The 19735-nt window shown below is 67.3% G+C and carries 22 protein-coding genes; 4 read left to right on the forward strand and 18 right to left on the reverse strand.

Going from position 1 to position 19735, the window contains the following annotated elements; translation table 11 throughout:
• Positions 1–2: 2 nt before the first annotated feature.
• The 11 genes from gspD to ACEF39_RS11400 form a co-directional block, all read right to left on the reverse strand.
• Complete coding sequence (gene gspD, locus ACEF39_RS11350; protein WP_500285102.1) at positions 3–2378, reverse strand: type II secretion system secretin GspD; 2376 nt, start codon at positions 2376–2378, stop codon at positions 3–5.
• A complete protein-coding gene (locus ACEF39_RS11355; RefSeq protein WP_500285103.1) occupies positions 2375–2902 on the reverse strand; it encodes a type II secretion system protein M in 528 nt (175 codons plus the stop codon). Before ACEF39_RS11355 ends, gspD begins: the two co-directional genes overlap by 4 nt.
• Positions 2899–4065 (reverse strand): type II secretion system protein GspL, encoded by a 1167-nt coding sequence (gene gspL, locus ACEF39_RS11360; protein ID WP_500285104.1) that lies wholly within the window; start codon positions 4063–4065, stop codon positions 2899–2901. Before gspL ends, ACEF39_RS11355 begins: the two co-directional genes overlap by 4 nt.
• A complete protein-coding gene (gene gspK, locus ACEF39_RS11365) occupies positions 4062–4922 on the reverse strand; it encodes a type II secretion system minor pseudopilin GspK (RefSeq protein WP_500288011.1) in 861 nt (286 codons plus the stop codon). The genes gspL and gspK overlap by 4 nt, the downstream gene beginning before the upstream one ends.
• Positions 4923–4976: 54 nt before the next feature.
• On the reverse strand, positions 4977–5414 hold the full coding sequence (gene gspG / locus ACEF39_RS11370; RefSeq protein WP_500285105.1) for a type II secretion system major pseudopilin GspG: 438 nt from the start codon (positions 5412–5414) through the stop codon (positions 4977–4979).
• A 57-nt stretch (positions 5415–5471) separates the two neighbouring features.
• The gene (locus ACEF39_RS11375; RefSeq protein ID WP_500285106.1) at positions 5472–6056 is read right to left on the reverse strand and encodes a hypothetical protein; all 585 of its coding nucleotides are present in this window, start codon (positions 6054–6056) and stop codon (positions 5472–5474) included.
• A 119-nt stretch (positions 6057–6175) separates the two neighbouring features.
• Positions 6176–6727, reverse strand: coding sequence for a hypothetical protein (locus ACEF39_RS11380; RefSeq protein ID WP_500285107.1), 552 nt, complete (start codon positions 6725–6727; stop codon positions 6176–6178).
• Positions 6728–6780: 53 nt separating this feature from the next.
• Entirely contained in the window at positions 6781–7761 is a 981-nt protein-coding gene (locus tag ACEF39_RS11385) for a FecR family protein (protein WP_500285108.1), read from the reverse strand.
• Between the two features lie 69 nt (positions 7762–7830).
• On the reverse strand, positions 7831–8361 hold the full coding sequence (locus tag ACEF39_RS11390; RefSeq protein WP_089237960.1) for an RNA polymerase sigma factor: 531 nt from the start codon (positions 8359–8361) through the stop codon (positions 7831–7833).
• Between the two features lie 16 nt (positions 8362–8377).
• On the reverse strand, positions 8378–9058 hold the full coding sequence (locus ACEF39_RS11395; RefSeq protein ID WP_500288012.1) for a TonB-dependent receptor: 681 nt from the start codon (positions 9056–9058) through the stop codon (positions 8378–8380).
• A gap of 149 nt (positions 9059–9207) precedes the next feature.
• Entirely contained in the window at positions 9208–9672 is a 465-nt protein-coding gene (locus tag ACEF39_RS11400) for an Lrp/AsnC family transcriptional regulator (protein WP_500285109.1), read from the reverse strand.
• A 123-nt stretch (positions 9673–9795) separates the two neighbouring features.
• On the opposite strand from ACEF39_RS11400, the gene ACEF39_RS11405 reads away from it, so the two are divergent.
• From ACEF39_RS11405 to ACEF39_RS11420, 4 genes are all read left to right on the forward strand, one after another.
• A complete protein-coding gene (locus tag ACEF39_RS11405; RefSeq protein WP_500285110.1) occupies positions 9796–10530 on the forward strand; it encodes an AzlC family ABC transporter permease in 735 nt (244 codons plus the stop codon).
• Positions 10527–10841 (forward strand): AzlD family protein, encoded by a 315-nt coding sequence (locus ACEF39_RS11410; protein WP_033831264.1) that lies wholly within the window; start codon positions 10527–10529, stop codon positions 10839–10841. The genes ACEF39_RS11405 and ACEF39_RS11410 overlap by 4 nt, the downstream gene beginning before the upstream one ends.
• Positions 10842–11027: 186 nt before the next feature.
• The gene (locus ACEF39_RS11415) at positions 11028–11456 is read left to right on the forward strand and encodes a PAS domain-containing protein (RefSeq protein WP_127563307.1); all 429 of its coding nucleotides are present in this window, start codon (positions 11028–11030) and stop codon (positions 11454–11456) included.
• Positions 11453–12988, forward strand: coding sequence for a diflavin oxidoreductase (locus ACEF39_RS11420; RefSeq protein WP_500285111.1), 1536 nt, complete (start codon positions 11453–11455; stop codon positions 12986–12988). The genes ACEF39_RS11415 and ACEF39_RS11420 overlap by 4 nt, the downstream gene beginning before the upstream one ends.
• A gap of 310 nt (positions 12989–13298) precedes the next feature.
• Here the strand turns inward: ACEF39_RS11420 and ACEF39_RS11425 are convergent, their stop codons facing one another.
• From ACEF39_RS11425 to ACEF39_RS11455, 7 genes are read right to left on the reverse strand one after another with little or no spacing between them, the layout of a single operon-like run.
• A complete protein-coding gene (locus ACEF39_RS11425) occupies positions 13299–13967 on the reverse strand; it encodes an ATP-binding cassette domain-containing protein (protein ID WP_500285112.1) in 669 nt (222 codons plus the stop codon).
• Positions 13957–14640, reverse strand: a complete 684-nt coding sequence (gene modB, locus ACEF39_RS11430; RefSeq protein ID WP_089235839.1) for a molybdate ABC transporter permease subunit — start codon at positions 14638–14640, stop codon at positions 13957–13959. Before modB ends, ACEF39_RS11425 begins: the two co-directional genes overlap by 11 nt.
• A gap of 3 nt (positions 14641–14643) precedes the next feature.
• Positions 14644–15387, reverse strand: a complete 744-nt coding sequence (gene modA, locus ACEF39_RS11435; protein WP_488765219.1) for a molybdate ABC transporter substrate-binding protein — start codon at positions 15385–15387, stop codon at positions 14644–14646.
• A 20-nt stretch (positions 15388–15407) separates the two neighbouring features.
• Positions 15408–16184, reverse strand: a complete 777-nt coding sequence (locus tag ACEF39_RS11440; protein ID WP_500285113.1) for a helix-turn-helix domain-containing protein — start codon at positions 16182–16184, stop codon at positions 15408–15410.
• An 11-nt stretch (positions 16185–16195) separates the two neighbouring features.
• Positions 16196–17410 carry a coproporphyrinogen III oxidase gene (locus ACEF39_RS11445; RefSeq protein ID WP_500285114.1) on the reverse strand — a complete coding sequence of 405 codons (1215 nt, stop codon included), beginning with the start codon at positions 17408–17410 and terminating at the stop codon, positions 16196–16198.
• A gap of 45 nt (positions 17411–17455) precedes the next feature.
• On the reverse strand, positions 17456–18808 hold the full coding sequence (locus tag ACEF39_RS11450) for an MFS transporter (RefSeq protein WP_500285115.1): 1353 nt from the start codon (positions 18806–18808) through the stop codon (positions 17456–17458).
• Positions 18809–18832: 24 nt separating this feature from the next.
• Positions 18833–19732 carry a peptidylprolyl isomerase gene (locus ACEF39_RS11455; RefSeq protein WP_500285116.1) on the reverse strand — a complete coding sequence of 300 codons (900 nt, stop codon included), beginning with the start codon at positions 19730–19732 and terminating at the stop codon, positions 18833–18835.
• Between the last annotated feature and the right edge of the window lie 3 nt (positions 19733–19735).

Raw genomic sequence — 19735 nt, forward strand, 5'->3', positions numbered from 1 at the left:
GCTCATGGCCCGATGACCAGTTCCGGGGTGTAGCCCAGCCCGCGCAGCTGCTGCAGCGCAGGGTCGAGCGTGGCCGGGTCGCGCGTGACCCGCACCCGCAGACGCTGTCCCGTTTCGCCCGGCGTGGTCTCGGCATAGGCCTGCAGGCCAAGCGCGCGCACCTGTGCCACGGCCTGGGTCGCACGCGCCGCATCCAGCCCCTGCGCGAACTGCACCACCTGCACATTGCCCTCGCTGGCCGGATACAACGCCGCAAGGCTGCCGTTCTGCGGCGGCTGGCCCTGGCCATCGCGCGCATTGCCCTGGCCAAGCACCGACAGGTCCTGCGGCGGAAGCTGCGGTGCCGACAGCGCCGGCAACGCCCAGCTCTGTACCGGCTGCGCAGCGGCCTGTGCATTGCGCATGTAGTCGTAGCGGTCGCGGGTCAGGCGCTGTCCGGCGGCCGGGTCGCGCACCACGTGCGGGCGCAGGAACACCATCAGGTTGGTCTTGGCCCGCTTGCGCGTGTCGCTGCGGAACAGCGCGCCCAGCACCGGAATCTTACCCAGCCCCGGAACAGCATCGCGGCCATGACTGACGCTGTCTTCCAGCAGGCCACCCAGCACCATGATCTGGCCGTCATCGAGCAGCACGCTGGTATCCAGCGCCCGCTTGTTGGTGATGATGCCGGCGCTGCCCGAGCTCTGCGCATCGATGCTGCTGACTTCCTGGTAGATGTCCAGCTTCACCGTGCCACCCTCGGAAATCTGCGGGCGCACCCGCAGCTTCAGGCCCACGTCCTCGCGTTCGATGGTCTGGAACGGGTTGTTGCTGCCACCGCCACCGTCGGTCACATAGCGGCCACTGACGAAGGGCACGGTCTGCCCGACCATGATGCTGGCCGCCTCGTTGTCCAGCGTCATCAGGTTCGGCGTGGAAAGGATGTTGGCGCCGCCTTTGCTCTGCAGGGCATTGGCCAGCGCTTTCATGTTGAGGATCTGGCCGACGCCCGGCAGGTTGATGGTGCCGTCGATCACGCCGATGTTGAGGCCGTCCTTCGGCAGTACATCCAGCGTGGTGCGCGCAGTGGTGCTGATGCCACTACCACCGGTGGTGCCGCCGAAATGGGTGCCACCGAACGTGCGGCCGTTGCCCAGCATCCATTGCACGCCCAGTTCAGCGGCATCGGTCTGGTTGACCTCCACGATCAGGCTCTCCACCAGCACCTGTGCCCGACGCTGGTCGAGCTGGTCGATCACCCGCCGCAGGTTGCGGTACACCGGCTCCGGGGCGGAAATCAGCAAGGTGTTGGTGGCGATGTCAGCCTGCACCGAGATGCCGTTCTGGCTGAAACCGCTGCTGCCGGCATCGATCGGATCACGACGACCCGGGTCAAGCCGTGGCGATTCCAGCGCATTGCCCTTGCTCTTGCCCTGTGCGGGTTGCGCCGGCGTGCTGGCGTTGCGACTGGTCTCGCCCGGCAATGCGGTGATGCCATCGGTGCTGCCCATCGCCGGCGCGTCGCTCTGCCCTGCTACCACGCCACGCAGCACCCCGGCCAGCTGGGTGGCCTGGGCATTGCGCAGGTACACCACATGCAGGTTGCCGGACTCATCCTGGGCCTTGTCCAGCTTCTCCACCAGCTGCCGCGCCAGGCGCGTGCGGCCCGGGCTGCTGGAGCGCAGCAGCACGCTGTTGCTGCGCGGGTCGGCCATCACCACCACCTTCTGCGCCGGCTCCGCGCCCTGCGCATCCAGCAATGGTGCGACCATCGCCGCCACGTCCACGGCAATGCCCTGCTGCAGCTTGACCACGTCGGTGTCCATGCCGGCTGGCGTATCCACGCTGGCGATTACCCGCGCGATGCGCTCCAGGTTGTCGGCGTAGTCGGTGATGACCAGCGTGTTGTTGCCGGGGTTCGCGGTGATCGGATTGTCCGCGGTGATCATCGGCCGCAGCACCGCCACCAGCGCCGCCGCGCTTTCGTAGCGCAGGGCAAACGTGCGCGTGGCTATCTCGCCTCCCGCACCGCCGGCACCAACGCGCCCGCCCAGCAGCTTGGCATCGGCCTGCGGCACCACCCGGCTGACGCCTCCACTTTCAACCACGGCAAAGCCGCGCATGCGCAATGCACCCAGCAGCAGCTGGTAAGCCTGCCCACGGCTGACCGGCCCATCGGAGACAACGGTCATCTTGCCGGTCACCCGTGGGTCGACCAGGAACTGGCGGCCGGTGAAGCGCGCCGCCATGCGCAGTACCCCGCCGATGTCGGTGTCCACCAGGTTCAGCTGCACCGGTTCGCCACTGGCGTCCTGCGCCTGCACCGCTGCCGGAAGATGGGCCAGGCCCACCACCAGTGCCAGTACCGCGCTGCAGCCCAGGCTGCGCATCGCCTTCATGGATGGCCACCGCCATTGGCGGCCATCACGATGTTTCCGGAAATCCGTGCCGCCGGCATGTTCGCGTCCCCTGTGCGTTGCAGTTGCAGTTGCTGCAGTTCGATGGCCGGGTCGGCCAGCAAGGGCAGCAGCCAGTTCCAGAGCGCATCGGCGGGCACACTGCGCACCTGCAGGTGCCAGCGCCCGTCACGTGTTTCGATATGCAGGCTGCCGGCCAGGCCGGCCGCGGTGATCTGTTGGCGCAGCCCGGCAAGCGTCGGCCGCTGGCCCTGCGCCTGCTGCTGTTGTTCACGGGCGCGCAGCAGCGGCGCAAGTGCCGCCGACTGCGCCTGCAGTCGTGGCAGTTCAGCCTGCCAATGGCTGCGCTGTTTCAGCAGCGGCTGCAGCCAGCCCAGCCACAGTGCAGCCGCCACTACCGCTGCAGACATCAACAGCAGCATCGCGCGCTCGCGCGCCGCCAATCGCTGCCAACGCTGCTGCAGCCCATTCAGAGAGGCCGCTGGGCGCAACCCGGCTGCGGTCACGGCGCAGCCCCGCTGCTTATCCGCAACCGGCCACCGGCTTCGCGCGCAAGCTGCAGCCCCTGTGCCTGCGTCGCCTGTTGCCAGCGCGCCAGCCGTTGCGCGTCCTCGGCCAACGCCTGCGCGTCGGCATCCAGCTCCATCTCCAGCTGACCCGGCTGATAGCGCAGGCTGCGAATCTGGCCAGCCAGCTCAGGGATGGCCTGCAGCACGCTGGCAACCTGCTGCTGCACGGCAGGAAGCGTCCGTGGCGCTGCCGGCACTGCCAGGGCACGCCGCGCCTGCAGCACCGGATCGACCACTTCGTGGATCTCGGGGAAGTGCGTGCTGAACTGTTGCGTCATGTCCTGCCGCAAGGCTTCAGCCTCGCCATGCCAGCGCGATACCTGCAGTTGCAGACCCAGCGCAGCCAGCACCGTCGCCGCCAACGCAAGACCGATGGCCAGCCGCGGCGCGCCTGCACCCATGGCCGGCAACGGCAGCGACCAGCCAGGCAGCGGACCGCTGGATTGCAGCGCCTGCGCCAGCACGCTGGCTGGCAGGCGCTCGGCCCAGGCAGCCGGTACGGCATCGATCCACTGAACCGCCTGCACCCCGGCCTGCTGCAAGCGCACGGCCAGCATCTGCATCACCGAGGCAAGGTCGCGCCCGCTGCACCACTGGACGAAGCCACGATCACGACCGCAGCGAACCAGTACGTGCTCGCCACATACCTGCAAGGTGGCCTGCCCGGCCGACCACGGCAGCAGCAAGGGCGTCGGATGCAGCGCGTGCAACTGCAGCCCACAGTCCTGCAACTGCTGTTGCACCCGAGCAATCGCCTGCAGGCCAAGCCACGCCACCGCCACCGTGCCATCGGCTGCCTGCGTGCCATGGCCCAACGCTACCTCCTGCAGATCATCCAGCAGCATCGCTTCCACTTCGCCCTGCAGAGCGGCCTGCAGGCGTCGCCCGGACAGCGGCGGCAGCTGCAGCTCCAGCAGGATCAGGTCCTGCGGGTCCAGGCTCGCATGCACCATCGCCTGCGGAAAGCGCTGGCCCAGCGTCGACAGAGAGTCACTGCCCGTGGCAAGCACGCGGTTCTTGTGCAGCTGCGCCCACTCGACCGCGCCGTCCCCATCCAATCGATCCAGCGCCGACAGGCGCATTCTCAGCTGCGTGCTCATGCACCGATCCTTGTCCATACCCGTTGCACACGCACGCTGTCATCGCGGTACTCGCGCCAGATCAATGCGCGGAAATCAACCGATGCGCCGTCGGCCTCCACCTGGCCTACCGCCAGGAACCACTCGCTGTGGATACCGAGCGGCATCAACGCCATCTGCTCATTGCTCAGCTGCAGCCGATTGGCGATGTCACCGCGATTGAGCAGCCAGTGGCCACGATCGCGCTCGCCCAGCAGCGCCTGCAGGCGCCCGGCATCCACTCCGGGTGCAATCGCCTGCAGTACGGCGATATCACTTGTATTGGCGTTGACCAGGGTCTGCGCAGGCAGCACCACCGTGTGCCGTGCCAATGCCTGTACCGCCAGCGGATCGGCGCCGGCCAGCACCTGTTCGATCAGCGACTCACGCGGCAACGGCGCACGCGCCTGCCGCTCGCCATCGCGCAGGCGCGACTGGATCTGTGTTGCGGCGCTGGCACAGGCGGCGCGAGACAGCCCCTGCCCGGCACACAGGGTGGTGAACGCACGCAGTGCCTCCGCTGCAGGTTGGCCGTCGGCCAGCAGCGTTCGCAGGTTGAACTTCGACTGCGCGTCCACCAGCTGCAGGTGCGCCGGCAGTGGCACCTGCAGCTGCACCGGCTGCGCCCAGCGTCCGCTGCCAACAGTGGTCAACTGCTCGCGCGCATCCTCGCGCAACTGCTGCGCCGCGCGCTCCAGGGTGGCGTCCACCGCCATACGCACCTGCATGCGCAGCTGATCGCTGCGTACCACACGCAGCTGCGCCGCCTGACGGGTCAGCAGCGCCGTGGCGATCACCGCCACCAGCGCCACCACCAGCATCGCCACGATCACCGCCATGCCCTGCTGGCGGGCAAACGCACCTGGAATGTTCCGGCGTGCCATTGTCTGGCCTCACAACTGCCAGGAGCCGATGTCTGCGTTGCCGGCCTCACCGCCGGGCTTGCTGTCGGCCCCCAGTGAGAACACATCGATATCGCCGTGCGTGCCGGGGTTCTGGTACTGGTACGGGTGCCCCCACGGGTCATCCGGCAGGCGGTCGAGGTAGGGCGTTACCGGCATCGCGCCGCTCCCCTGCGGCGGTTTCACCAGCGCCTGCAAGCCCTGCTCGGCGCTGGGATAACGCCCATTGTCCAGCCGGTACAGCTTCATGGCCTGCATCAGCGCGGCGATGTCCTGGCGCGCGGCCACCACGCGGGCCTGGTCGGGGCGATCCATCAACCGGGGCACGATCAGTGCGGCCAGAATGCCGATGATGACCACCACCACCATGATCTCGATCAGGCTGAAGCCCTGCTGCCGAGCCCTGCGACCACCCATCTGCGTTGCCATTGTTCCGCCCTCATCATCCTGGAAGAGACCGCTGCCCCATGGTCAGCGGCGCATGTGTCAGTACGATAAACATCCTGCGGAAATCCGCTGTTCCTGCAGCCGATCACCCACGCGGCGTGCATTGGCCACGTAGGCAGCGTCCAGCAGCGACGACGGAATACGCGCAAGCGTGTCGTCCACGCAGCGCTGCAGCAGTGGCGTGGCGCACGCCTGCAGCAGGCGCATGCACTGCAGGGGCGACCAGGCCATGCCATGGTCGAAGCCGATGAACTGCCGATACACCTGGTGATAGCGAAGATCGTCGTGCAGGCGCTGCACGCTCGCAGGCGCGCGCAGCGCGACCAGCAGCACCGCACGCTGCACCATGCGCACCTCCCCGCACTCCTGTGCCAGCGTGGCCAATGCCGATTCCGGCCACGGCTGCAGGCGCGCGTCCAGCGCCTGCCGCAGCAGCATCAACGGATGCCCGCTGGCATCCAGCGCCGACCACCTTGCAGCGTCGGCCCAGGCATCGCTGGACAGCATCCACACCCACGGCTGTCCGTAGCGCTGCACGTTCACGGGTGCATGCCGTGCCTGCTCCAGCGACTGGCTCAGGTGGCGATCCAGCTCCAGCATGCTGATCCTGCGACTGTCGGTCATCGGCGTCGCCTGCGCTCCGCGACGCGGGAGCGTCGTACTCTGCAGAAGACGTCAGCAAGGCAACCGAAGCGACAACACGAATGCGATGCTGGGCAGTGCGTGGCAGCATCGCGGGAATGTCACCGCAACGTCATCCGCCTGCAGGCTTCCAAGTCCAGGCGCGGAGCCTCCCCACCGCAGCGTCGGGCCAGCACGGCAACGTCACTGCGCTGTGCGAATGCAGCCAGCGCGTGCATCGCATCCGGGTCATCCAACAGTACCGCCATCGACGCCTGCAACAGCGGCAGCTGCCATCCCTCCATCTGCGCATCGCTGGCGGCCACGAACCAGTGCCACAACCGGTGGTAGCGCACGTGATCGTGAAGTGCCGGAAGACCCTCGATGCCATGCATCGCCATCAACAGCAGCGCGCGTGCCAGTGCAGCTGCGGGCAGCGTTCCCGATTCGGAAAGCGGCAGCGCCTGCCGCTGCAACCGCAACAGCATCGCCAACGGATGGTCCTGCGGCTCGAACTCCAGCAGCACCGCCTGCTGTCGCCACTGCTGATCGGATACCACGCATACCCACGGCGCGCCGTAGCGGTGCACCATCAGCGGCCGCCGCTGGGTGGTTTCCAGCAGCGCCGACAGATTGCGGCGCAGATCCAACACACCGATGGTCTCGTTGCGCATCCTTGGCCTCTCCGTGCATGCAGCGGCCGTGCGCGTTGCGCGCAGCCAGGGTCTTACCCCAAGACGGCAATTCCACCGGGAAAGCGACGCAGGCCGAGCGACATCGTCTGCCCGAGCTGTTCCAGCGCAGCATCCGGATCATCGATGCGGAAGCGACCGCTGACCGGCGACCGCGCCAGTGCAGATTCACCCAGCAGCACCTTGCCGCGCCGGTAGCGATTGATCTCGGCCACCACCTCACGCAGCGGCGCGCGGCGGAACACCAGCATGCCTCCGGTCCAGGCGCTGACTTCGGCCGCCACGGCTTCGGCCACCACGCCGCTGAGGCGCTCGTCATACCCCGTCTGCTGGCCAGCCTGCAGTTGCAGGCGACCTTGCGGATGCTCGATGCGAACGCTGCCGCGCAGGCAGGTCACGCGTACCTGGCCATCGGTGTTACGCACATCCAGGCGTGCCGCACCCTCGTCGGTCATCAGGCAACCCGGGCCGGCGAACAGCGCCAGACGCGCCCCCGCCGCGACCTCGATCGCCGCCTGCCCCTGCACCAGCTCGAAGCCCTCACCCAGCGCGTCACTGCGTCGGCGCAGGCTGCTCTGCGTATCCAGTTCGATCTTCAGGTGCGGTGTCGGTGCAATCCGCAGCCGCTCGCCGGTACCGGTGTGGAAATCGGCGGTCATCGCCGTCACCGAAGGCCACAGCCCCAACGGCGGGTGCAGCGCAGCCACCACGGCCAGGCTCGCAGGTGCCGCCACGGCCGCACCAAGGAATGCGCGCCGGCTCCAGCGTTGCACCGGGGTTGCCGCTTGCGGCTGTCGTGCGGCGGCAGGCAGCTGCTCACCGGCCAGGCGTACCTGCTCCCATTGCCGCTTCGCGCGGGCAAAGGCCTGCCGATGGCCAGGATCGGCCTCGCACCATTGGCGGAATTTCCTGCCATCGGCCGCAGTGGCCTCGCCCGAGGTCAGCCGCACCACCCACGCGTGGGCCTGGCGCTCCACGGCGTCGAGCGGGCGGTGCGGTTGATCTTCAGCGTCCATGAGGGCTCTTGCCGTCCCCACACGCTGCGGGGTTCTGCTCGGCGTCAAAGTGTAGACGGATGCGGTGCCTCAGAACCGCACCTGCCGCCCCTGCCCGCTGCGTTCGGCCAGGTAATCCTGTGCGGCTTTCAGCTCACGCTGCACCAGCCGCAGCGACACGCCCAGATGCTCGGCCACATCGCGCTGCTGCAGGCCATCCACGCGGATCGCCAGCAGTATCCGGCGACGGCGCTCGGGCATCCGCTGCAGCAAGCCCACCATGTCTTCCAGCGCCATCTCCTGCTCGGCCGCCTGCGCCGGCCCGGGGCCGGGGTCGGCCATGTCCATCAACGTATCCACTTCTTCCAGGCTCAGCAGGCGATGGTCGGCACGTTGGCGGTCGATCACAGTGTTCATCGCCATGCGCAGCAGATACGCCGCAGGGTTCTGCACCGGGTCCAGGCGGTGTCGACGCGTACTCAGGCGCATCCAGGTGTCCTGCAGCGCGTCGCCGGCCAGCTCTTCCGAGCCCAGCTTGCGCACCAGTCGGCGCTTCAGTTCGTCGTAGGCGCCCAGCAGATGGTCCATCAGGTCTACCGCCCCAGCCGTGCTGTTGCTCATGTTCGATTCCTTGACGTCATGGTTGGGGCGGGCGCCGTCCACAGTCGTAGCCCACGCTGGAAGGACGGATCTGCAGGGTCACCGGCTGCGGCAGCGCGGCGGCATCGGCGCCCAGCCGCAGGGCCTGCATCGCCTGCAGAAGGCGCGCATCGCGGCGTGGGTTGCCACTGCCGGCAATCAGTTCGGGTACCTGCACCTGACCATCGTTGGCGATGCGGAAGCGCAGCGTCGCCGCATAGGCGCCCGGCGCCAGGTCAGGGTCGCCACAGAATGCGGTGCGCAGCCGTTGCTGCAGGTCGCCGAAGCGGCGACGCTGCCCGAGGTCGGCGGCCACATCGGTCAGGGAGGATCCGGTGGCCGCGTGTGCACCGCGGCGAAGCACCACGCGCTGTGCACCGATCAGCTCGGCCTCGACACCCGTGTCCTGCAGCAGCACCTGCAGCGCCTGCAATGGCGGCAGGCTGGCCTGCAGCGGATGGCTGCTGCGGCCCGTTCCGAGATCGCCGGGATACATCACCGACCAGCCGCTGACGACGCTGAAGCGCTCGACCGCCTGTTCCAGCGGCTGCGCGGGAATGTCATAGGCGCGGGTGTCCTCCTGTGCGGCAGCAGCGAAGGCGAACAGCACCCCGGCGGCAGCCGCCACCCTCCAACGTCTGATCGCATGCTGTCCATTCAGCCCCCTGACGTAGAACACATGACCCTCGGCAGCGACATCAGCTGCAGCGACGGAACGCGGTGCGACCAGGCGGGTCGACCTGCGCACGGCCGGCAAGCGGGTCAAACCGTAGCGGCGTCACGTGTCATTGCGATGACGGCGGCGCGCAGGGGACGCGCCGGGCCGGTTCAGACCGGCAGTTCAGTGGTCTGCTTGATCCGCTGCATGGGGATTTCTGTTTTGGTGTTCTGCACCCCGGCGATCCGGTTGAGGTGCTGTATCTGGAACTGCCGGTACGCATCCAGGTCGGCCACGGCCACCCGCAGCAGGAAATCGCAGTCGCCCGCCATCAGATGGCATTCAAGCACTTCCGGGAAGGATTTGATGCTGTTGATGAAGTGATTGGTGGTGTCTTCATCCTGGCCGCGCAGCCAGACACGGACGAACACGGTGAACCCACGTCCGATCCTGGCCGCATTCAGCAGGGCCACGTAGCGATCGATGTAGCCGCCCTCTTCCAGCAGGCGAACCCGGCGCAGGCAGGCCGACGGCGAGAGCCCCACCTGGCGGGACAGCTCCAGGTTCTGCAGGCGACCGTCGCGCTGCAGGGCGCCGAGGATGCGACGATCCAGGTTGTCGAGCTGGTACTGCATGAAATTCCACTCCTGGACCGGATCACCGCATGATATTGCACATTTCACCGATCCAATGGCATCAACGCAACCCGATTTCGCGATCGGACCGTTAGCATGGGTCACCCCACTCGTTGTTGATCCATGGACGCCCGAACCACCCTGCCCCTGCCTGATCCCGCCTGCGACACCGCACCACGCGCCGAATTCCTGCGCGGCCTGCGCGCCGCCGTACCGGTGATGATCGGCTTCATTCCCTTTGCCCTGGTCCTCGGCGCCCAGGCCGCCCAGAAGGGCCTGTCGGCGCTGGAAGTGCCGCTGATGACCGGCCTCAACTTCGCTGGCGGGTCTGAATTCGCCGCGGTCGAACTGTGGACCTCGCCGCCGCACATCGCGCTGATCGTGGCGATCACCGCACTGGTCAACAGCCGCCACCTGTTGATGGGCGCCAGCCTGGCTCCGATGCTGCAGCACCTGCCGCGCCGTCGCGTGCTGCCGGCGCTGTTCTTCATGTGCGATGAAAGCTGGGCACTGGGCGTGGCCGATGCGCGCCGTCGCGCACTGGGCTTCAGCCTGGCCTATTACCTCGGCGTATCGGCCGGCCTGTACACCGTGTGGGTGCTGTGCACCGCGCTGGGCGCGATCGTCGGCCCGCTGCTCGGCGACATCCATGCCTACGGCTTCGACATGGCCTTCCCCGCCGTATTCCTGGTGCTGCTGCGTGGCATGTGGCAAGGCATGCGCGCCGCCCGGCCATGGCTGGTCAGCCTGCTGGTGGCAGCGGGCACCTACCTGCTGGTGCCCGGCGCCTGGTACGTGGCCAGCGGCGCGCTGGCCGGTCTCGCCGCAGCCTGGCTGCTGGCGGAGAAGGACGCATGATCTTCAACGGCCTCATCCACTGGACCTCGGTGCTGACCATCATCCTGATGGCCGCCGCCACCTATCTCACCCGCATCATCGGTTTTCTCGCGCTGCGCAACCGCACGTTGAGCAAGCGCGCGGTGACGGTGATGGAAGCCGCCCCGGGCTGCGTGCTGATCTCGGTGATCGCCCCGGATTTCGTGGCCGACAAGCCGGCCGACCTCGCCGCGCTGGCCATCACGTTGCTGGCGGCCACGCGGCTGTCGATGCTGCCGACGGTGCTGATCGGCGTGGTATCGGCGGGTGTGCTGCGGTATGTGATGGGCTGAGCAGGATTTCCTGTAAGGCCGAGCCCATGTTCGGCTTTACAGACCATCAACGCCTGCCCTGCGACAGCCGGTCGCAGGTCCCTCCCGGCACACGCTTGACCTATGTCAATCCGCCCACCGCCACGGGCGCGTATCTCTATGCAGGAACCCAATACGCCGGCGTCACCGGCATCCAAAGGACCTGCGATGAGCTACACCCCCGACAACGCCCAGCTGCTCAACGCCATGCAGAACGTGATGGTGATCTCCACCACCGACCTGCAGGGCAACATCACCTATGCCAACGACCTGTTCTGCACGCTCACCGGGTTCGCGCGCGAGGAACTGATCGGCCAGCCGCACAGCATCGTCCGTCATCCGGACGTGCCCAAGGCCGTCTACAAGGACATGTGGGACACCATCAAGGCCGGCAAGACATGGACCGGCATCGTGCCGAACCTGGGCAAGGGCGGCGTGCTTTACGTGGTCGACACCACCGTGCAGCCGCTGTTCGATGCCGATGGCAACATCACCTCGTACATCAGCATCCGCCGCGTGGTGAACGACCTGATGCAGAACTACGACCTGGTCGAGTTCAGCAAGGAAAAGTTCGACGACGTCTACGAGGCTGCGTGAACGCCGTCCCCACACGCATGCCCATCAGCCGGCTGCTGGTGGGTTTCGCCTCCGAGTCGGGCAACGCCCGCGCCCTGGCCCAGCGCCTGGGCGCGGACCCGGACCTGCAGCCGCATGGGCCGCAGGTCCTGCCGTTCAATGACATCGATGTGGCCAGCCTCGGCCACGGCGATGTGCTGCTGGCCATCTCCAGCTCGTTCGGCGACGGCGAGCCGCCAGCCAATGGCGAGCGCTTCTTCGACTCGCTGCGCCAGGCGCCCGCCCTGCCCGGCCTGCGCTACGCGGTGTTCGGCCTGGGTGATACCGGCTACCCCAGCTTCTGCGGTTTCACCAAGGCGCTGGATGCAGCGCTGAGCGAGCGTCAGGCGCAAGCACTGCTGCACCGTGTCGACGCTGATCTGGGCTACGAGCAGTTCTTCCAGCAGTGGCGGCCGGTGCTGGGTCAGGTACTGGAGGGTGATGCGGCCGCAGGCCAGGATCTGCGCCTGCAGGTGACGGCCTATGGCGAAGACAATGCCTTCAACGCCCGCATCGTCGAACGGCGACGCCTGAGCCATGGTGACCCTGCCGCCTGGCACCTGCAGCTGGACATCGCCGGCAGCGGCATGGTCTACCGGGCCGGCGACACCCTGCATCTGGTTCCGGAAAACGATCCGGCATTGCTGCAGGCACTGGCCACCTGGTTGGGTGATTCCAGCGCCGTCGACGCCCTGCGCGACCGCGAGCTGCGCCTGCTCAGCAAGGGCGCGCTGCGCGAGCTGGCAAAGCTGGGCGGCAGCGACGTACTGAAGGGCCTGCTGAAGATCAGCCAGAAGCGCGAACTGGACGCCTACCTGCATGGCCTGGACCTGCTGGATGTGCTGCAGGACCACGCCACCCCGGACAGCGTGCCACTGGCCCGCCTGCGCGACGTCCTGTCACCACGCCTGCCCCGTGCCTATTCCATCGCCTCGCATCCGCACGATGATCAGCTGAGCCTGTGCGTGCGCGAAGTGCGCTACACCCTGCGTGGCCGCGAACGCTTCGGCACCGCCACCGGCAGCCTGCTGCACGGCGGCGACACCGCCCGCGTGTACTGCCGCTCCAATCCGGGCTTCCACCTGCCCGACAGCGGCAACGCGCCCCTGCTGCTGGTTGGCACGGGTACCGGCATCGCCCCTCTGATGGGCCTGATGCAGGAACTGCAGGCTACCGGCGATGCACGGAAGGTCCATCTGGTGTTCGGCGAAAAGCACCGCGAGCACGACTTCCTGTACCGCGAGCAGCTGCAGGACTGGCAGGCGCGTGGCGTACTGGCTGGCCTGCACACCGCGTTTTCGCGCGATGCCGCGCAGAAGGTCTATGTGCAGCATGTGCTGCAGCAACAGGCCGCGCAGGTGCAGGATGTCCTGGCCCGTGGCGGCCACATCTACCTGTGTGGCAACAAGAGTCACCTGGAAGGCGCGGTGCGTGAAGCCATCGACGCGATCGGCGGTGACGGCGATTGGGATGCCCTGCGCGGCGAGGGCCGCACCCACTGCGAGCTGTATTGAGGGGAACCTCCTTCCACGGGGCAATGCCGGCCGCTGGCCGGCTGCTCTTGGCGCTACGAAGCTGCCGGCCAGCGGCCGGCACTACCACCGCTCCGGCGCATGGATATGCAACGCGCCAGGCTCTGCCGGCCAGCGGCCGGCACTACCATCACAGGTCAATCGCCGACGATGCGCCCATCCACTACCCGTGCCACCTGCTGGCCGAACACCGCCACATCCTGATTGAACCGTGCTTCGGGTAGTGCCGGTCGCTGGCCGGCTGCTCCGGATTCCGTGGTTGCCGGCCAGCGGCCGGCACTACCGCCACGCGTCAATCGCCGACGATTCGCCCATCCACCACCCGCGCTACCTGCTGGCCGAACACCGCCACGTCCTGCGGATCGTGGCTGATCAGCAGCAGCGGAATACCGGTTTCATCCAGCACGGTTTCCAGCTCCTGACGCAGGTGCTGGCGCAGGTCGTGGTCGAGCGCCGCGAACGGTTCGTCCAGCAGCAGCGCCTGCGGCCGCATCACCAGCGCCCGCGCCAACGCCGTACGCTGGCGCTGGCCACCGGATACCTGTGACGGCAGCAGATCCGCCACATGCTCGATACGGAACGCCTGCAACCACTGCTCCACTGCATCGACGCGGGTCCCGCGCTGCGGATTCAACCAGCCCCGCTGCAGCCCGAACGCCACGTTCTGGCGCACGCTCAGGTGCGGGAACAGCGCGTAATCCTGGAACACATATCCCAAGCGGCGACGCTGCGGTGGCAGATCAATCCCAGCACCTGCATCGAACAGCGCCTGCCCGTGGAGACGCACATGGCCATGCTCCGGGCGCAACAGGCCGGCCACCGCTTTCAGCGTCAGGCTCTTGCCGGCACCCGAGGGCCCGAACAGCACCACCTGCCGCTGCGTGCACTGCAATGCAACGTCCAGTTCGAAGGTCTGGCCGGATGCCTGCAATCGCCGCTTTACCTGCAGGTCAAGCCACATCGCGCAGCTCCCGGCGGCGCCCGCCCACCAGCCGTGCGGCCAGCAGCAGGATCACGATGCATACCACCGACGTCAGGATCACCAGCGCATTGGCCTTGCCATCCTGCCCCGCCTGCACGGCTTCATAGATGGCGATCGACAAGGTCTGCGTGCGGCCGGGAATGCTGCCGGCCACCATCAGCGTGGCGCCGAATTCACCCATCGCCCGTGCGAACGCCAGCAGCAGGCCAGCCAGAATCCCGCGCCAGGCCAGCGGCAGGGTAATGCGGAAGAACACCGCCGCCTCGGACACACCCAGCGTGCGTGCGGCCTGCTCCAACTGACCATCCACTTCTTCGAATGCGGCGCGTGCCGGCTTGAACACCAGCGGCAACGACGCTACCGCGGCAGCGATCACCGCCGCCTGCCAGGTAAATACCAGATTGATACCGAACCACGACTGCAGCCAGGCACCGATCGGGCCATTGCGCCCGATCAGTACCAGCAGGTAGTAGCCCAGCACCGTCGGCGGCAGCACCATCGGCAGGGTCAGTATCGAATCCAGCAGCTCCCGACCGGGAAAGCGCCGTCGCGCCAGCAGCGCGCCAAGTGCCACGCCTGCTACTAGATTGATCGCGGTGGCCCAGCCGGCCACCTTCAACGACAATCCCAGTGCGCTCCAGTCCAGGTCCATCCGTCAGGGCTTGCCGAACCCGTGCTTCTGCAGGATCGCCTGGCCCTGCGCCGAACGCACGAACGCTGCGAAGCGCTTGGCTTCCACCGGCTGCGTGCTGGCCTGCACCACCGCGAGCGGATAGGCGATGCGTCCGGCAACCGGAACGTCGAACGCGCGCCGCACGCGATCCGGCATCGCCTGCGCGTCGGTAGCGTAGACAAAGCCCGCATCCACCTCGCCCCGTGCCACGTAATCCAGCGACTGCCGCACGTTCTGCGTACTGATCACCTTGCCCTGCACTGCCGGCCACAGCTTTGCGGCCTGCAGCGCACCCTGCGCGTAGCGACCCACCGGCACGCTGTCCGGGTTGCCCAGTGCAATGCGCTGCACGCCGGCACCCGCCAGATCGGCCAGTGCGCGCGGCGGCGCCTTCGCCTGCGGCGGCACCACCACCCACAGCGCGTTCACTGCGAAGACCGCACGCGTACCCGCTGCCAGCAGCTTCTGCTGCGCCGCCTGGTCCATCGTTGTTTCATCGGCCGAGGCGAACACATCCACCGGCGCGCCCCGCGCGATCTGCTGCAGCAGCACGCCGGAGGCAGCAAAGTTGAAGTCGACCTTGCTGCCCGGGTTTGCCTTCTCGTAGGCGGCGCCCAGCTCGCGGAAGCTCTCGGTCAGGCTGGATGCCGCCGACACGGTAAGGTTGCCGGCCCACGCAGGCAGCGTGACCAGCAGACCCAGAAACACCATTGCGCATCGCTTCATCGTCGGCTCCCTGGCCAGGTTCAATCGGGGTCGTTCTCATCTGCGACGGCCAGCGCCGCCAACCGGTCGGGTTGCAGCAGCAGGATTTCGCGCTGCTTCACCGCAATCACGCCGTCATCGCTCAGCCGCCGCAGCACCCGGCTGGCCGTCTCCGGCGCCATCCGCAGATAGTTGGCGATCTCGGTGCGGGCCATGGTCAGGTTGAAGCGGGTCGCGGAAAAACCACGCCGTGCATAACGGGCCGACATATCCAGCAGGAACGCGGCCATCCGCTCTTCGGTGCGGTGATTGGCCGCCAGCGTGGCAACCTTGCCGATCTCCGCACTGAGCAGGCTGAACAGCTTCGCCTGCAGCCCCGGCATGCGGGTGGCCAGCAGGCTCAGCTTGGGGAACGAGATACGGCACAGGTGCACCGTATCCAGAGCCACCGCATTGCAGGGGAAGCGTGAGCCATGAATCGCGTTGAGCCCGATCACCTCGCCCGGCAGCGCAAAGCCCAGCACCTGTTCGTTGCCCTGGCTGTCATCGACGAAGGTCTTGACCATGCCTGCGCGCACTGCCGCGATGGAATCGAAAGCCTCTCCCGCGCGGAAAATGTAGTCGCCCGCATGGAACGGCCCTACATGGTCAACCAGCACATGCAGTTCGCCCAGCGCCGTCTTGTCATAGCCCTGCGACATGCACGCATCGGAGAAGGCACAGGTGCTGCAGAAATGCAGCGCATCGCCATCATCGGCGGCGGCGGGATTCGGCGTGGTGCGGCCAGGTCTGGCCTGGGAACGCGGAGTCGAAGACATCGGGACAGCACTCAAGCGATGGCGGCCGCCGGCCGGAAGCATGCGGCCATCATACGCCACAGCAACCGCCCTTCCTCGGCAAGGCGAAGCACGCGGCCGTCCCAGCGCGCCCAGCCACGCACGAGCAGCGGTGCGAGTGCGGGCGGGGTCTCGGCGAAGCACTCATCGAAGGGAACATCATTGCGCCACTCGAAGGCGGCAGCATCCAGCGCATGGTCGCAGGCGATGCTCTGCGCGACCTCGGCGGCCAGACGTTCCTGCTCTGACAGGATCAGGCCCGCGGCCACGCCCACATGCCCCGCCTGCAGGCGGGCCTGCCAGCACTCAAGGTCATCCTCCGTCCGGTAGAACACCTCACCGATCTGGCTGCACGCCGCCAGGCCGATGCCGATGAAATCGCTGCGATCGCGGCGCGGCACGCCCGCCAGATCGCAATGACGCTGACCGTCGCCCGGGCCGTTCGGATCCTGCAGGTCGCCGCGCTGATGATGGTCGCCACCGATACCCACATAGCCCGCCTCGCGCAGCAATCGCCACGCCTGCAGCCAGCGTTCCGATGAGGGATGATCAGGCAGCGCGCATGGCGCCGGCAGCAGCACGCGCTCGGGCGCATCTGCCAGCACGGCGTGCAATCGCCCGATGAACCCCGCATCCTCCGCCGCAGGCACACGCAACTGGTAGTAGCGTGCGGTAAAACCCGCGTCGCGCGCCTGCGCCAGCACCGCCGGGCCAGGTGCATCGGCGCGGTCGATCACGTTCAGCCGGGTGCAGCCCACCGCACGCAGTTGTGCGGGCGCCACGGCGCTGCCGGCATCCAGCCGCACCTCCACCTGCGGCCGGGCAACGGTGCGCAGGTGCTGCGGCACTGCATCCAGCAACTGCCCCAGCAGTGTCGGCGGCAGTGCTTCGGCCAGACCCAGCTGCAGCACCATCGCTACCACTTCGCGGTCCTCGGCCAGAGCATCAGCCTGCAGGCGCAACGCGGCCAGCAACGTGTCCAGATAGCGTTCGGCCGGGACGTCGCGGCCCATGCGGCCGGTCTGGAAACCCAGCGTCAGCCCACGCGGAATCAGGTGCTCGTTGCTGGCGCGCACGGCGGCACGCCAGCCGCTTTCACCGAAGCCGGCACTGAACTGGTCGGGCGGCGGAAACAGCACGTGGCGGGGTTGCCGCAGCAATGCCGCCTGCAGCGCCGTGTCCTCGCTCGCATCAACATGGAAGCTCATGACGGTCATCCTCGCGCGTTCCTCTTCGCACAGCCCTGATTGAAATCAAGCGTGGCGCATTGCGTTGCTGGTGCCGCGTGCCCGCTCCGCGGCAGCCGCATCGATGGCCTCCGGCAGGTCGGTCTCGCGATCGATCTGCGGGAAATGTCGACGCTCCATCCGGCGGATGGCGAAGTGCATCCACGCCAGCGCGGCGGACACCACCACGAACAGCAGCATGAAACAGCTGCTCCAGATACCCAGCGCATCGTTCAACGCACCGAACACGATCGGCAGGATGAAGCCACCCAAGCCACCGATCATGCCCACCACGCCACCCACCGCCCCCACGTGCCGGGGGTAATACACCGGGATGTGCTTGTAGACCGCAGCCTTGCCCAGCGACATGAAGAAGCCCAGCACGAACACCAGCACGGTGAACATCACCACGCCAATGGCCAGGTGGAAGTGGATCGGACCATGGATGCCCTTCACCACGTACTCGGTATCCGGATAGGCCAGCAGGAACGTACAGATGGCCGACACACCGAAGGTCCAGTACATCACCCGGCGCGCCCCCATCCGGTCCGACATCCAGCCGCCCACCACGCGGAACAGGCTGGCCGGGATTGAATAGCACGCTGCCAGCATGCCGGCGGTGCCGACGTCCATGCCGTACGCGCCCACCAGGTAATGCGGCAGCCACAAGGCCAGTGCCACGAAGCCACCGAACACGAAGAAGTAGTACAACGAGAACCGCCACACCTGCAGATTCTTCAACGGTGCCATCTGCTCGGCGAACGGCACTGGCTTCACCCCATCACGCCGGCGCTGCTCCAGCGAGGGGTCTTCCTTGCTGAACAGGAAAAACAGTACCGCCGTGATCGCCAGTGCCACTGCCCACACTTTGGCCACCATCATCCAGCCCGCCGCCACCATCACCATCGGCGCCAGCAGCTTGGTCACCGCTGAACCGATGTTGCCGGCACCGAAGATGCCCAGCGCCGTGCCCTGCTTGCTGGCCGGGAAGAACTTGGACACGTAGGCCACGCCCACCGAGAAATTGCCACCGGCAATACCCACGCACAGCGCGGCGAACAGGAACTGCGGGTAGGTGTGCGCGTAGGTCAGCATCCAGGTGGCGACCGCGCCGCACAGCATCACCAGCGCCATCACCTTGCGGCCACCGAACTGGTCGGACCAGATGCCCAGGAACACACGGCTGACCGAGCCGGTAAGCACCGGGGTGGCGATCAGCAGGCCGAACTGGGTGTCGGTCAGGCCCAGCTGCTCGCTGATCTGGATACCGATGATGGAAAAGATCATCCACACCGCAAAGCACACGGTGAACGCGAACGTGCTCAGCCACAGCGCACGCTGCTGCTGCCCGGCACTGGCGGGGGCAAGGGCCTGGTTCATGCAACCTCCTTCCTCAAGAGTGGGTCAGCCGATCTCGGCTTCGGCTTCGATCTCATCCAGCCCGCGTACCGGGTAGCGCTCCTGCAGCTGCAGCAGGTAGGCCTGCACTTCGCGTTGGCGCACCTGCAGTTCCAGATAGTCACGGATCTGTGGCAGCACTGCGTCGAACGGCAGCGGCTGCCCTTCCTCGCGCCCATCGATGCTGACCACGTGGTAGCCCCAGCGTGATTCCACCGGGAAGCCGGCCAGACCCTCGCGCAGGCGGAACACCTGGCGATCGAACTCCGGCGTGGTCTGCCCACGCTGCAGCCAGCCCAGGTCACCGCCCTCGCTGCTGGACGGGCAGCGCGAATGGCGCAGGGCGAAGTCGGCGAACAGGTGCGGCGCTTCCTTCAGTTCATTGGCCAAGCGCTCGCCCTCGGTGCGCGCTTCCAGCCGCCCGGCCACATCATCGGCCGGCGCGGCCAGCAGGATATGGCGCAGGCGAACGCGGTCCGGCGAGCGGAATCGTTCCGGGTTCTGTTCGAAATACCGTTGGCAGTCCTCGTCGGTCGGCACCCGGTCTTCAATCGCGTCTTCCAGCAGTTGCTGGATCAGCACTTCCTCATCACTGACCCGGCCGCCTGCTGGCGCCAGCAGGCCCAGCCGCTGTGCTTCCAATCGCAGCAGTTCACGCACGACCAGTGCGCGTGCCGCCTCGGCACGCGACTGTTCCGGGCGCAGGGCCCGATGGTGCTGCATCTCGCGGGCGATGTCGGCCTCACTGATCGCCGTGTCCTCCACGAACAACCGGCACGGTGCCGGTTGCCCAAGCGAGCGCGGCCCCTGCTCTGCCCCGTCATGCTGGTGCTGGTGGGCCTCGGTCGGAACAGGCTGGGTGGAATCGATCACGGTGATCGGCAGGAACTTCGGCAGGCTGCCCATGGC

It is taken from the genome of Stenotrophomonas indicatrix, from assembly GCA_041545745.1.
GTDB classification, from domain to species: Bacteria; Pseudomonadota; Gammaproteobacteria; order Xanthomonadales; family Xanthomonadaceae; genus Stenotrophomonas; species Stenotrophomonas indicatrix_A.

Excerpts from the sequence above, each read along its gene's own strand:
- gspD (WP_500285102.1), bottom strand. The coding sequence starts at position 2,378 with ATGAAGGCGATGCGCAGCCTGGGCTGCAGCGCGGTACTGGCACTGGTG.
- gspL (WP_500285104.1), bottom strand. The coding sequence starts at position 4,065 with ATGAGCACGCAGCTGAGAATGCGCCTGTCGGCGCTGGATCGATTGGAT.
- gspK (WP_500288011.1), bottom strand. The coding sequence starts at position 4,922 with ATGGCGGTGATCGTGGCGATGCTGGTGGTGGCGCTGGTGGCGGTGATC.
- gspG (WP_500285105.1), bottom strand. The coding sequence starts at position 5,414 with ATGGCAACGCAGATGGGTGGTCGCAGGGCTCGGCAGCAGGGCTTCAGC.
- ACEF39_RS11375 (WP_500285106.1), bottom strand. The coding sequence starts at position 6,056 with ATGACCGACAGTCGCAGGATCAGCATGCTGGAGCTGGATCGCCACCTG.
- ACEF39_RS11380 (WP_500285107.1), bottom strand. The coding sequence starts at position 6,727 with ATGCGCAACGAGACCATCGGTGTGTTGGATCTGCGCCGCAATCTGTCG.
- ACEF39_RS11385 (WP_500285108.1), bottom strand. The coding sequence starts at position 7,761 with ATGGACGCTGAAGATCAACCGCACCGCCCGCTCGACGCCGTGGAGCGC.
- ACEF39_RS11390 (WP_089237960.1), bottom strand. The coding sequence starts at position 8,361 with ATGAGCAACAGCACGGCTGGGGCGGTAGACCTGATGGACCATCTGCTG.
- ACEF39_RS11400 (WP_500285109.1), bottom strand. The coding sequence starts at position 9,672 with ATGCAGTACCAGCTCGACAACCTGGATCGTCGCATCCTCGGCGCCCTG.
- ACEF39_RS11405 (WP_500285110.1), top strand. The coding sequence starts at position 9,796 with ATGGACGCCCGAACCACCCTGCCCCTGCCTGATCCCGCCTGCGACACC.
- ACEF39_RS11410 (WP_033831264.1), top strand. The coding sequence starts at position 10,527 with ATGATCTTCAACGGCCTCATCCACTGGACCTCGGTGCTGACCATCATC.
- ACEF39_RS11415 (WP_127563307.1), top strand. The coding sequence starts at position 11,028 with ATGAGCTACACCCCCGACAACGCCCAGCTGCTCAACGCCATGCAGAAC.
- ACEF39_RS11425 (WP_500285112.1), bottom strand. The coding sequence starts at position 13,967 with ATGTGGCTTGACCTGCAGGTAAAGCGGCGATTGCAGGCATCCGGCCAG.
- modB (WP_089235839.1), bottom strand. The coding sequence starts at position 14,640 with ATGGACCTGGACTGGAGCGCACTGGGATTGTCGTTGAAGGTGGCCGGC.
- modA (WP_488765219.1), bottom strand. The coding sequence starts at position 15,387 with ATGAAGCGATGCGCAATGGTGTTTCTGGGTCTGCTGGTCACGCTGCCT.
- ACEF39_RS11440 (WP_500285113.1), bottom strand. The coding sequence starts at position 16,184 with ATGTCTTCGACTCCGCGTTCCCAGGCCAGACCTGGCCGCACCACGCCG.
- ACEF39_RS11445 (WP_500285114.1), bottom strand. The coding sequence starts at position 17,410 with ATGAGCTTCCATGTTGATGCGAGCGAGGACACGGCGCTGCAGGCGGCA.
- ACEF39_RS11450 (WP_500285115.1), bottom strand. The coding sequence starts at position 18,808 with ATGAACCAGGCCCTTGCCCCCGCCAGTGCCGGGCAGCAGCAGCGTGCG.
- ACEF39_RS11455 (WP_500285116.1), bottom strand. The coding sequence starts at position 19,732 with ATGGGCAGCCTGCCGAAGTTCCTGCCGATCACCGTGATCGATTCCACC.